General features: G+C 37.4%; 11 protein-coding genes. 4 read left to right on the plus strand and 7 right to left on the minus strand.

Annotation, left to right across the window (positions count from 1 at the left end):
- Positions 1-87 precede the first annotated feature (87 nt).
- Complete coding sequence (gene recD / locus ACG94X_RS00970; protein ID WP_419381999.1) at positions 88-1,914, plus strand: exodeoxyribonuclease V subunit alpha; 1,827 nt, start codon at positions 88-90, stop codon at positions 1,912-1,914.
- 751 nt (positions 1,915-2,665) lie between these two features.
- Here the strand turns inward: recD and ACG94X_RS00975 are convergent.
- A complete protein-coding gene (locus tag ACG94X_RS00975) occupies positions 2,666-3,964 on the minus strand; it encodes a serine hydrolase domain-containing protein (RefSeq protein ID WP_419381871.1) in 1,299 nt (432 codons plus the stop codon).
- 263 nt (positions 3,965-4,227) lie between these two features.
- On the opposite strand from ACG94X_RS00975, the gene rpsO reads away from it, so the two are divergent.
- The 3 genes from rpsO (at position 4,228) to ACG94X_RS00990 (ending at position 8,203) form a co-directional block, all read left to right on the plus strand.
- Entirely contained in the window at positions 4,228-4,497 is a 270-nt protein-coding gene (rpsO, locus tag ACG94X_RS00980) for a 30S ribosomal protein S15 (protein ID WP_419381872.1), read from the plus strand.
- Positions 4,498-4,758: 261 nt separating this feature from the next.
- Complete coding sequence (gene pnp / locus ACG94X_RS00985; protein WP_419382000.1) at positions 4,759-6,846, plus strand: polyribonucleotide nucleotidyltransferase; 2,088 nt, start codon at positions 4,759-4,761, stop codon at positions 6,844-6,846.
- 133 nt (positions 6,847-6,979) lie between these two features.
- The gene (locus tag ACG94X_RS00990; RefSeq protein ID WP_419381873.1) at positions 6,980-8,203 is read left to right on the plus strand and encodes a magnesium transporter CorA family protein; all 1,224 of its coding nucleotides are present in this window, start codon (positions 6,980-6,982) and stop codon (positions 8,201-8,203) included.
- Positions 8,204-8,219: 16 nt separating this feature from the next.
- Here the strand turns inward: ACG94X_RS00990 and ACG94X_RS00995 are convergent, their stop codons facing one another.
- The 6 genes from ACG94X_RS00995 to hslO all read right to left on the minus strand — a co-directional run bounded on the left by ACG94X_RS00995 (position 8,220) and on the right by hslO (position 12,396).
- Complete coding sequence (locus ACG94X_RS00995; RefSeq protein ID WP_419381874.1) at positions 8,220-8,480, minus strand: HP1242/YdcH family protein; 261 nt, start codon at positions 8,478-8,480, stop codon at positions 8,220-8,222.
- Positions 8,481-8,599: 119 nt separating this feature from the next.
- Complete coding sequence (locus tag ACG94X_RS01000; protein ID WP_419381875.1) at positions 8,600-8,938, minus strand: chaperone modulator CbpM; 339 nt, start codon at positions 8,936-8,938, stop codon at positions 8,600-8,602.
- Between the two features lie 32 nt (positions 8,939-8,970).
- Positions 8,971-9,936 carry a DnaJ C-terminal domain-containing protein gene (locus tag ACG94X_RS01005; RefSeq protein WP_419381876.1) on the minus strand — a complete coding sequence of 322 codons (966 nt, stop codon included), beginning with the start codon at positions 9,934-9,936 and terminating at the stop codon, positions 8,971-8,973.
- Between the two features lie 251 nt (positions 9,937-10,187).
- Complete coding sequence (locus ACG94X_RS01010) at positions 10,188-10,637, minus strand: DUF2147 domain-containing protein (RefSeq protein ID WP_419381877.1); 450 nt, start codon at positions 10,635-10,637, stop codon at positions 10,188-10,190.
- A 306-nt stretch (positions 10,638-10,943) separates the two neighbouring features.
- Positions 10,944-11,393, minus strand: coding sequence for a DUF2147 domain-containing protein (locus ACG94X_RS01015; protein ID WP_419381878.1), 450 nt, complete (start codon positions 11,391-11,393; stop codon positions 10,944-10,946).
- 127 nt (positions 11,394-11,520) lie between these two features.
- A complete protein-coding gene (hslO, locus tag ACG94X_RS01020; protein ID WP_419381879.1) occupies positions 11,521-12,396 on the minus strand; it encodes an Hsp33 family molecular chaperone HslO in 876 nt (291 codons plus the stop codon).
- Positions 12,397-12,419 lie beyond the last annotated feature (23 nt).

Consider the following 12,419-nt stretch of genomic DNA (forward strand, 5'->3'; position numbering starts at 1 on the left):
TGTTACGTAAAAACATCAGGTTATCTTGTGAAAAACAATGTGGATAACTCTGTTGAAAACCTTATGGATAACTCTGAGGATAACTGTGTGGAAAATAAACAGAAATTAGAAAGTCATATTCCACAATGGATTGCGGACTGGTCTAAATACATTTTACAGCAGTATTCCACAGGCTCAGATTCAGCTTCAAAATTACATGAAGACTCACTTGAATTGATGCAACAAGTATTACTTGCGACTTTGCAGGGTGACAGTTGTGTTACTTTGAGCGATTTAAAGGATGTTGCTGAGGATGATGTAAATAATGATGCTGAAAAATCACAAAAAGTCAGTGCATTAGGTAAAGTGGCAATCGACCATCTGCTCGCGGAAAATACAGTTGCACCTTTTGTTTATGATGATGAGGCACTGTATTTATACCGTTATTGGAAGCTCGAACAACGGCTCGCAACCCAAGTGGTTCGGCTAAAACAGCAAAATATTACAGTAGTCGATATCACGCCATTCGTAGATTTACTTGAAGATATTCATCAGAAAGATGCTTTAAAAATGGTGGCGGGAAATGCCTTTAATATCATCACGGGTGGGCCAGGGACAGGAAAAACCTACACATTGGCACGTATTATTGCAGTGCTGAATCAGTCTATTCCCAACATTCGTATTGCAATGGCAGCACCGACGGGCAAGGCTGCACAGCGAATGGGCGAAGCTTTACAGAATTCATTGAGTGATCCAAAGTTACAGCCTTTTAATCTTAATACCGATACTTTAAATCCTGTAACGCTGCATCGTTTACTGGGTTTGGGTACACAACAAGTGCCACGTTTTAATTTAAGACAACCACTGCCTTACGATGTGATTGTCATTGATGAAGCCTCCATGCTCGATTTAAGTCTGGCGACACAATTGTTTGAAGCTGTACCTGATCATTGCCGCCTCATTCTGCTCGGTGATGCCAATCAGTTGGCTTCTGTCGATGTCGGTTCAGTATTGGCAGATTTACAGCAAGTTCAGGCTTTACAGCCGAATCGAGTAAATTTGCAGACCAGTCGCCGTTTTAAAGATGATGCACTCATTGGAAAAATGGCACAGTTTATTCAGGTACAGAAGCAAGAAAAGCAAGAACAGGATTCATCCACTTTATTAGCAGCATTTGAACAACAGGTTGCTCCATCAACAGAATTGAAAATGATTCCGCTGCAAAAAAATATGCAAGATGTGATTCAGCTTGAATATTTACCTGCCCAAATTCCACAGGCTGAACGAACACAGTATTACCAAAAACTCAGTTGGGGTTTTCAGGATTATTATCAAAGCTTAAAAAATTATTTAAACAGTGATCATTCAGCTGAACAAATTAAAGCGGTTACACAAGCATTTGACCACTATCGGATTTTAACGGCAATTCACCATGGGATATTTGGACTGGAAAGTCTTAACAGAGAAATGGAGAAAGCCATATTTGAAGCGATTCCTTTTTTAGCAAAAGTCGGTGATTGGTACGTGGGACGTCCAGTGATGATGACCTACAATGATTATCAGCTAGGATTGTCCAATGGAGATATTGGACTGTGTTTTAAACATCGGCAGCAAAAAGATCAGTTTGAAATTTTTTTCCCAAGTCTAGATAAATGGGTAGCTGCAACACGTTTGCCAAAATCCATTCAGACTGCATTTGCACTGACAATTCATAAATCGCAGGGTTCAGAATTTACTCATACAGCAGTGGTGTTTGATCAAGCTGCAACAAAATTACTCAGTCAGGAGCTAATTTATACCGCAATCACGCGAGCAAAATTTGTAGTGAGCCTTTTGGTCGATCAAGGTGCTTTTGCACATTCATTGACCGTTGCAACATCTAGAAAGAGTGGATTGGTAAGGAAAATTAATATCCATAATCCTTTATTAAGCTAATATTAATATTGTACGAAATTGCTTACATGAATTCGAGATATTAGCGCATAGAGCTTCTGTGCAGTTTTTGAGATGATGAACGCATAAAGAGTTCAGCAAGGATTGCTGAGTAAAATCGCATAATAATAACAATTTAAAGTCGAGAGACTGCGAACTTACAGGAATGTAAGGAATAAAGAGGAAACTTACAGCCGCTAAGCCTTGTAGTTTTGGGAGAGACTACAAGGCTTTTATTTATTCGTTATTTGCATTATTTAAAAAATTATATTTAAGATTTTGATTATAGAGTTTTATTTTATCATCACTGCTAAAATATTCTGTATTTTTGATTGAATTTTTTCTTTAAAATTGAATGAACATATACGTTAAGATAGATCTAAGAAGTTGATTATTATTCTGTAGGTATTGGTTTTACTGAGAATATTATCCAAAAAAATAATGTGAATATTTGTATATGTTTTGTGCGAAATTTCCTACATAAAAATAAGAATAATGCGACTTTTGTCGCAAATAAATTGTATGCATAATGAGTTATATAAGGATGTAGTTGATCACATGGTTGTGAAAAAATGTCATTAAAATAAGAATAAAAGCGTGAAGCTTAGCTAAAAACAATAAATAAATGAATAATGATTATTAAATAATAAACTACAGCGTAAACGGGAAAGCCCCTAAGAGTAATCTTAGGGCTTTTCATTCAATTATTTTAAATAATATCGTTAAAATGAACTTGAACAGTGCTTGTAAAATATTAAACCAAATCTGTTTCGGTTCGATCTGTGCCAAATAATGCACGACGTTGATTTTTTGGTATTCTTGGACAGTTCGTAGAAATTTGATAGAGCATTTGTGCAAGTGCAGGAATATGTGTGCCAACCACGGATTTTCCAGTGGTTAAAAAGCTAATACTAATATCACGCTCTGGATCTGCCCAACACAGAATATTGGAAAAACCTAAATGACCAAAAGCTTGTCCTGTCATGGGGCCAAAGATTCCGACTGGATTACTGCCGAGCATTGGGCCAAGTGCGTAACGCATGGGCGCTAATAGTGTACGATCTATGCTTGTGGATGATGTCGGTAAGGTTGCTCGGAACACTGTTTCAGGGCTCATAATTTGCTTACCGTTATATGTCCCACCATTCAATAACATTTCAAAAAAACGGTTGGCTTGTTCAGCACTGGTATAGATATTTCCAGCAGGGCAAACAGTGTCCATAAAACGATGATCATTGGTAACATCGACAGCCAATTGTAAACCACCACCTAAGACACGATTTAAATATACGTCTGTACCCAGTTTAGGGTGAATTCCTGTTGGATAATTCAGTGCAACTTGATCACGAAATTCTGGTTTTAAACCATAATTGAAATAATCCATCCCCATCGGCTTTTCTACATGTTCATGCAAAAACTGACGGATATCTTGTCCTGTTACGCGTTCAATCAGTTCACCTAGAATATAACCTGCCGTTACAGCATGATATGCTAGATGTGTGCCTGCGGGAGAAATTGGTTTAGATGCATATAACTGCTGTAAAATTTTTTCTTTATCAAAAAGTAATTCTGGAGTGACCTCAGTTTCAACTCTTGGAATACCCCCCCGATGTGATAGTAAATGGAAAATCGTGGCACGACGTTTTCCGTTTTGGGCATATTCTGGAATGTAATGGCTAATCGGGTCAAGTAGGTTAATTTCACCCGTTTCATCCAACATATGAATGAGCATTGCAGTAATCATTTTCGAAGCTGAAAATAAACATATAGGGGTATCTGGGGTGGCAATCACAGCATTTCCGGCTAAACCTTGTGCAGAGTTACCAGAAGCGTAGCCAAGGCTACGGTTGAGCACAATTTTGCCTTGGCGTCTTAAACACATGGTGATAAGTGGATAATTACCGCTTTGATATAAGTTTTCGACACTTTTCCAAATTTTTTGTATTTGTAATGCGGTCATACCCCCTTGTTCGGCAGCGACCTCATCTTTGATTTGTGTAATACTGCTCAGATCTTGAGGTACATAACAGGTATTCGTTGAAAATAATTTCACGACAGAACTTCCTAAATTCTTTTTATTCAGGACGATTTTGCCGAGCCTGAAAGTCTTTGTCAGTGTCTGAAGCGCAGAATCTTTGTGAAACAAATGCAATATTGAATATGTAATATTACTTATAAGATTGAACGATATTTTTGCAATCTGAGCGTAGTTCCTTTAAAATAGGCGGCTGCTGTAGTGATGCACGGCAGTCAATGTTAATGTTTTACATTAAATTGATTTTTATCAAATATTTATAAGCATCTCGGAGAAATCGAATGGCTTTAACTAATACAGATCGCGCAGAGATTATTGCAAAATTCGCTCGCGTTGAAAACGACACTGGTTCACCAGAAGTACAAGTTGCTTTATTGACTGCTCAAATCAATGATTTGCAAGGTCACTTTAAAGCACACAAACACGACCATCATAGCCGTCGTGGTTTGATCCGTATGGTTAACCAACGTCGTAAGCTTCTTGATTATCTTAAAAGTAAAGATACGACTCGTTATAGCGATTTGATTGCTGCTTTAGGTTTACGTCGTTAATTCGATTTAAACTTTATTTTCGGAAGATTGCATCTTGAATGCTGTACTGATGAAAACTAAAGTCTATTTAGCTTTGGCTAGATAATGAGAAGGGGCGATGTTTCGCTCCTTCTTTGTGTTTAAAATTAGTGTTTTAATAAATTTTATGGTCTGGTGAGGTCGGCTTCTAAGCTTTGTCATTTATGTTTACATGAAAATGTAAATGCCAAATCTTAGGGGTCTCCACTGGCATAAAAAATCAGGAAAGAAAATTATATGTCGATGTTTAATATCGTTCGTAAAGAATTTCAATACGGTCAGTATCAAGTTGTTCTAGAAACTGGTCGTGTTGCTCGTCAAGCTAACACTGTTGTTATTACTATGGGTGGCGTAACAGTTCTTGTTGCTATTGTTGCTCAACCAAAAGCAAAAGCAGGTCAAGACTTCTTCCCATTAACCGTGAATTACCAAGAAAAGCAATATGCTGCTGGTCGTATTCCTGGTGGTTATGGTAAACGTGAAGGCCGTCAGTCTGAAGCTGAAACTTTAATTTCACGCTTAATTGACCGTCCAATTCGTCCATTGTTCCCAGAAGGTTTCTATAACGAAATCCAAGTAACAGCAACTGTTATTTCTTCTGACAAAACTATGGATGCTGACATTGCTGCAATGTTAGGTACATCTGCGGCTATGTCAATTGCGGGTGTTCCTTTTGCTGGTCCGATTGCAGGCGCACGTGTTGGTTTAATCAACGGTGAATATATTCTTAACCCGAACCATGAACAATTGAAAGAGTCTGATCTTGATCTTGTAGTGGCAGGTACAGAAGCTGCTGTATTGATGGTTGAATCTGAAGCAAAAGAGCTTTCAGAAGACCAAATGTTAGGTGCTGTGCTTTTCGGTCATGACGAAATGCAAATTGCAATTCAAGCGATTAACGAATTTGCTAAAGCTGCTGGTGCAGTGAAATCAACTTGGGTTGCTCCAATTAAAAACGAAGCACTTTTAGCTCAGTTAAAAACTGCGTTTGAAGCTAAAATTTCTGAAGCGTATACCATTGCTGTTAAGCAAGATCGTTATGCTGCATTAGATGCTCTTCATGTTGAAGCTGTTGCTCAGTTTGTTCCTGAAAATGACGAAATTGGTATTGCAAATGAAGTTGACGAATTATTTGAAGACTTAAAATACCGCACAGTACGTGACAATATCTTGTCTGGTAAACCACGTATTGATGGCCGTGACACGAAAACTGTTCGTGGTATTGACGTTCAAGTGGGTGTGTTGGGTCGTGCGCACGGTTCGGCATTATTCACACGTGGTGAAACTCAAGCATTGGTTACAACAACGCTAGGTAATACACGTGATGCGTTGATGGTTGATACTTTGTCTGGTACTAAAACTGACAACTTCATGTTGCATTACAACTTCCCTGCATACTCTGTAGGTGAAACTGGTCGTGAATCTGGTCCTAAACGTCGTGAAATTGGTCACGGTCGTTTGGCGCGTCGTGGTGTTCAAGCAGTACTTCCACCGGCTGATCGCTTCCCGTACGTGATTCGTATTGTATCTGACATTACAGAATCAAACGGTTCATCTTCAATGGCTTCTGTATGTGGTGCTTCATTATCACTTATGGATGCAGGTGTTCCACTTAAAGCACCAGTTGCAGGTATTGCAATGGGTCTAGTGAAAGAAGGCGAGCGTTTCGCAGTTCTTTCTGACATCTTAGGTGATGAAGATCACTTAGGTGACATGGACTTTAAAGTAGCAGGTTCTGCGAACGGTATTACTGCGCTTCAAATGGATATCAAGATTGAAGGTATCACAGAAGAAATCATGGAAGCTGCATTGAACCAAGCCTATGCTGGTCGTATGCACATCCTAAACGAAATGAACCAAGTGATTTCACGTGCTCGTCCTGAAATTTCAATGCATGCGCCAACGTTCCAAGTGATTAACATCAATCCGGATAAAATCCGTGATGTAATCGGTAAGGGTGGTGCGACAATTCGTGCGATTACTGAAGAAACTAAAGCTGCGATAGATATTGAAGATAACGGCACAGTTCGTGTATTTGGTGAAACTAAAGCTGCTGCTGCCGCTGCGATTGCAAAAATCCAAGCACTTACTGCAGAAGTTGAGCCAGGTACGATCTATGCAGGTAAAGTTATTCGTATCGTTGAATTTGGTGCATTTGTAAATATTATGCCGGGTACAGATGGTTTACTTCACATCTCTCAAATTTCAAACGAACGCGTTGCAAATGTGACTGATATCTTAACTGAAGGTCAAGATATTAAAGTACAAGTTGCAGATGTAGATAACCGTGGACGTATTAAATTGACAATGAAAGATATCGAACAAGGTTAATGATTTAACCTGATTCGAAACTCAGCCTTGAGCTTTCCAAAGTGATTACTTTGGCTTGCTCAGGGCTTTTTTTATGGGCATGATATAGGTCAGCAAGACCAACAATAATTGCAACTCTCTAGAAATTGTCACTATGCAAACTTTTTACTTTTTTAAACACCCTGAACAGCCGTATATATGTGTGCAGCAAAAACCAATACAGGATGCAGAGCAGCAGTTTGTTTGGATTGACTGTACCCGTGAAGATGTGGTGAATCGTGCAGACTTGTGGCAAAAAGAAGTATTGGCACAAACAGGCATTCACATCAATGAATACCACATTAAAGATATTTTAAACTTGGAACATCCTTGTGCTTTTGATGCAATGGATGAATATGATCTATTGATTTTTCGTAAACTGATTACACCTGATGATAGTATTAGTAATGGTGAAAATGCGATTGAACAACATGAGCGTATTTTTGGATTAGCTACATCGCCTGTAAGTTTCATTTGTACAGAACAAGTTATTATTACTATTCGCGAGCAGGGCAATCATGCTGTCGAAAGTTATTTAGCACGTATTCAAAATGTTATCCAAAAATCAATAGATGAGCAAAATAAGCCAAGAAAACTCGTTTCTAGCACGCTGGATTTACAATTACGTTTATTGAATACCATGATTGATGGTTATTTGGATTTGAGAACACCATTAACCCGTCGTGTGGAATTTTGGCAACAAGAGTTATTACAAGGCAACCGCCGTTTTGCGAAATGGCAGCAACTTTTTCAAGAAAATATGGCGTTTCAGCAGGTAGAAAATCTTTGTGAAGAGCAGGTTGATGCTTTACAAGAATTACGTGATGAAGTTGTAGACAATTATGAACATCATAAATCGAAGAAAAAAACGGATAAGCAAGATATTACATTGGTTCGTGTTGATGATTTAATCAGTCATGTTGGAAGAATTCAGAAATATACCTCTCGCCTGAGTCGGGCAATTCAAGCGGCGATTGATCTACATTTTTCTGCTATTTCCAACCAAACCAATGAAAATATGCGTATTCTCGCCATCATTACAGCTGTGTTTGCACCATTAACTTTATTAACGGGCGTGTATGGAATGAACTTTGAATTCATTCCAGGTTTAAAAAGCCCAATCGGTTTTTGGATGATGCTCACGGCAATGTTGGGATGCACACTTGTGTTACTGGTCTATTTTTATCGACGACATTTGGTAGGACGTGGTGAAAGAAGTGTGATGGATATGTTGGCACAACAACATAAAAATCAACACGTCAATCTATTGTGGTTTTTGGACTATGAGCCGATTAAACAAACCATGAAAGAAGTCGAAAAAATCACAAAAATGAAATAATTAGCCTTTATTGTCACTAAGGATTAATCTGTACATTTTTTTGCAAGATTAAATAGAGTCTATCTTTTAATCTTAATTTTTTACGTTTAAGTAGTTCAATATCTTCATGAATATGATTAAGCGGATCAATTTCAAGATGGCTTATTTCTCGATCTAACTGGTCATGATCAAGTAAAAGTTTAGCAAAATGCGGATCTTCTTGTTTGAGTGTAGACATAAGATCACGATGTTCAGGAAACATGAGTTTCAACTTTTTATTCATTACTTTCGAATTCATTCGAGCTTTCACCTCTATTCATTAAATTCTAAACAACAATACAAAAACGAAAAGACAAGATCTCCATCATGACAGGTTAAATATTAACCTGCCAATAGCCATTAACAAATTGAAATGAATTACTGGGTTTGAAAGTGAATATGTTTGACTTGTTTGCGTAATTGTTGAACTTCGTCAATCAAATCCATCATCATTGCGACAGCCGAAAGACTGGCTTCGAAGTCGCGTTGTAAGCGATACGCACGACGAGCACGTGAAATATCATCACCAAAAAATTGATGAATACGTTCCTCTGGTCGAGCAGGTAATATTTCATATTCAAGTAATTGTAAAATCCATTCAGGACTTTGCCCACAGGCTTGTGCAAAATGCTTAAGATCTAAATTTAAAGTTTCATCAATGATTTCTGTATCTAGATAACCGTCGCAGACAATTTCACGATATTGAATAGTCGTCATGATTGCTCTCCTTTTGCATCGTATGTGAGTTTTTATGAACGAGGATTGAAGTCAGAAAATTCATCAGCAAAGGTTTGATATGCTTTTTGCTGTTTTTCTGTTTCTGCTTTAGGGTAGACAATATTAATCACCAAATATAAATGCCCAGGTGTTTTATTTGGTATCCCTTTGTCTTTTAAACGTAATTGCTGATTATTTTTTGCATTTTTAGGTACAGTCACTTTGACTTTACCTGCAGGTGTATCAATTTCAATATTTTGACCTAAAGCAGCTTCCCACGGCGTCACATCAACGGTATAGAAAACATCTGCACCCTCAACACGAATACGCTGAGTATCTTGGTACTGAATTTCTAGATATAAGTCGCCATTCTCCCCACCATTGATTCCTGCTTGCCCTTGTTTGGAAAGACGAATTTGTTGACCTTCTTTCATGCCTTTAGGGATTTTTACCTGTAATGTTTTACGTTGTACTTCAGGTTCGCCATATGCGTTGTAGGTTGGAATCTGTAAGGTAATACTTTGCGTTGAGCCTTCGTAAGCAACCTCAATAGGAACTTCAATACTGGCGTGTTGGTCTTCGCCTTTGTAACTACGTTGTTGTCTTGAACCTCTTTGTCCAAAATCTTGTTGATGACCACCACCAAAGCCACCACCAAAGCGTCCAAATAAATCTTCAAAGCCACTATAATTTTGTCCATCTGCACCAGTGCTTTGGCGATAAAATTGTGAGCCATCAGCGCCGTGTCCGCCAGCTTGCCCACCAAATCCACCTGCATTTGCATATGGATTATCTAATTCAAAATCGTATTGCTTTTTCTTTTCTTCATTGCTGAGCGTGTCATAGGCAACATTAATTGTTTGCATTTTTGCTTCAGCATCGGCTTCTTTACTCACATCTGGATGATATTTGCGTGCTAATTTACGATATGCTTTTTTAATTTCATCTGGTGTGGCTGTTCTAGAAACACCTAAATCTTCATAATAATTTTTTGCCATATGCCCATTCATTATTTGTTTAGCTTTATTATAGTTTTATGCTCTTTTGCAGTGAGATGGAAGTAGAACTTGGTGTTGTTATTGTTTCAAAGTTTATTTATACAGCTCGCTTAAAAGTCTAGATTGATCGTCGTTAAATAATAAGCTTGGGTATAATTCAAAGTATTTTCAGAATTTAATCTATTTCGAAAATTTTAGAGGTAAAAAAGCGCCGAAGCGCTTAAATATTTTTCATTGATTTGTTCATTCGACTATTCAAGACGAACCCATGTGACGGAACGACCAAGTAGGGATACACCAATATAGCCACGCATATTTAAGCGGGTATTTTTGGCATTAATTTTCACTTTTCCGCTATAAACCTTACCCGAAAGTGGATCTAAAACACGGCCATTCACATATTCATTGGGATTATTTGGATCTTGTTTGAATCCAGAAACAATTTCGAGCCCGACATAGGGAGCATTTTTTAAGCTGCCTTGACATTTTCTACACAGTTCATCGAGTACTTTTCCTGGCAAGTTACGAATAGTAATGATTTTTCCACTATAAGTTCCATCTGCATTTTTAGACATTTCTACATCTGCACGTGAATATCCTGTTTTATCATCTACTGTTTTCCATTTTCCAGATAAATCTGCAGCATGAGAGAAACTGATAATGAAACTAGACAATAATAATAACCCTATTTTTTTATTCATATGCTTTCCTTATTTTATAAATTGTTTAATTGAAAATATAGCAGAATTAGATTCTACGTTTTCCAGAATAAAAGCAAGTTATAACCAAATGAAAAATAAGCAATTTAATTATTTACTGTGATGTTTTTTGGTTAATTTTAAATAAATGATACTCGTAATGCATTTTTATTAATGTCATGTTTCTTTAATTATAATGGTGATGTTGATTATTTTTAGCAAATGATGATTCTAAAATGGATGAGCATAGATAACTTATTTATATTTCATATATAAAAGCGCCGTAGCGCTTTTATATATTTGTAAAAATTATTCAATTCTTACCCAAGTTTGTGAGCGACCCAGTAAAGAAATACCAACATAACCTCTTAATGTTAATCGATTTCCTTTAGGATTGACTTTGATTGTACCTGAGTAGATATTTCCAGAAAGTGGGTCAAGTACATTGCCTGAAATGTATTCATTTGGTTTTTCTGGGTTCTGTTTGAAGTTGTAAATAATGTTAAGTCCAACGATAGGCGCATCTTTGAGTGCTCCTTTACATTTATAGCAATATCCTACTAAAGGGCTGTTGGGTAATGGACGAGTGTTATAAATTTTCCCAGTATAAGTGCCACTGGCATTTTTAGTGATTTCGATATCAGCACGTGAATAACCTGTTTTATCATCGACAGCTTTCCATTTCCCCGTTAAGTCTGCTGCATGTATTGCACTAGAAAATAATACACAGCACAGTAGTGAAAATAATTTATTTTTCATATATTAACCTTGTTTCTATATCAAGTTTGAATAAAAAAAGAGCAAGTTAGATTTGCTCTTTTTTTAAATAAAATCAATGATTAAATAGATCAAAGGAGATTTATTTTATACTCGGATCATCGACTAATTAACTTAAATGTTCGCCAAAGAGGTCTAGTGCTTCTTTTGCTGTGAACAGATATCGCTTATTACAGAACTGACAATCCATTTCAATCGGATTATTAATTTCAAGGGTTTCCTTAACTGCTTCTAAACCAATTTGAGTTAATGAATTTGCACACTTTTCATGTGAACAAGTACAACCAAATTGTAGCTTTTCAACTTCAGGTAGGCGAACCTCTTCTTCGTTGTATAAACGGTAAAGAATTTCTTGCGCATCCAAATTGGTTAATTCATCGGTCTTGAGTGTTCCTGTGAGCATAGTCAGACGTGGCCATAAATCTTCATCAACACGCTGTTGTTCTTCGTCATTGTTTCTTGGTAACAATTGAATGAGTAAACCACCTGAACGCTGTTCGGTACTCGCTAAAACAATACGTGTCGGAATTTGCGCAGATAAGTCATGGTATTGCATTAAACATCCAGCTAGATCTGCTTTGTCTAATGGTACAATCCCTTGGTACCGCTCACCAAATTCAGGTTCGATATTGATAAATAATACAGGGCTAACGAGTGTTGAAAGCACGGTGCTACTATCAATCGCACTTTGAAACCGAGGATCTTCTTCATAATCTGCGAGCCCACGAATTTCACCCAAATGGTTACATTCAGCCATTGCCCATTTTAAAGTGCCTTGTGCCTGAATTTGTAAGCTGATACGCCCTTTAATTTTTAAGGTACTTGCCAGTAAAGCTGTTGCACTGAGCATTTCGCCTAACAAAATTTGCACAGCAGGTGCATAATTACGTTGAGCCAAAATCGTTTGTAGTGCTTCTTCTAAATGCACAACTTCACCACGAACAGGGCTATCTTCAATATAAAAACGTTGACGTAAATCAGACATAAAATTCTCCAAATCCCTGCTTA

The organism is Acinetobacter psychrotolerans, from assembly GCF_048552595.1.
In the GTDB taxonomy this organism is placed as follows: domain Bacteria; phylum Pseudomonadota; class Gammaproteobacteria; order Pseudomonadales; family Moraxellaceae; genus Acinetobacter.

Excerpts from the sequence above, each read along its gene's own strand:
- rpsO (WP_419381872.1), top strand. The coding sequence starts at position 4,228 with ATGGCTTTAACTAATACAGATCGCGCAGAGATTATTGCAAAATTCGCT.
- pnp (WP_419382000.1), top strand. The coding sequence starts at position 4,759 with ATGTTTAATATCGTTCGTAAAGAATTTCAATACGGTCAGTATCAAGTT.
- ACG94X_RS00990 (WP_419381873.1), top strand. The coding sequence starts at position 6,980 with ATGCAAACTTTTTACTTTTTTAAACACCCTGAACAGCCGTATATATGT.
- ACG94X_RS00995 (WP_419381874.1), bottom strand. The coding sequence starts at position 8,480 with ATGAATTCGAAAGTAATGAATAAAAAGTTGAAACTCATGTTTCCTGAA.
- ACG94X_RS01000 (WP_419381875.1), bottom strand. The coding sequence starts at position 8,938 with ATGACGACTATTCAATATCGTGAAATTGTCTGCGACGGTTATCTAGAT.
- ACG94X_RS01005 (WP_419381876.1), bottom strand. The coding sequence starts at position 9,936 with ATGGCAAAAAATTATTATGAAGATTTAGGTGTTTCTAGAACAGCCACA.
- ACG94X_RS01010 (WP_419381877.1), bottom strand. The coding sequence starts at position 10,637 with ATGAATAAAAAAATAGGGTTATTATTATTGTCTAGTTTCATTATCAGT.
- ACG94X_RS01015 (WP_419381878.1), bottom strand. The coding sequence starts at position 11,393 with ATGAAAAATAAATTATTTTCACTACTGTGCTGTGTATTATTTTCTAGT.
- hslO (WP_419381879.1), bottom strand. The coding sequence starts at position 12,396 with ATGTCTGATTTACGTCAACGTTTTTATATTGAAGATAGCCCTGTTCGT.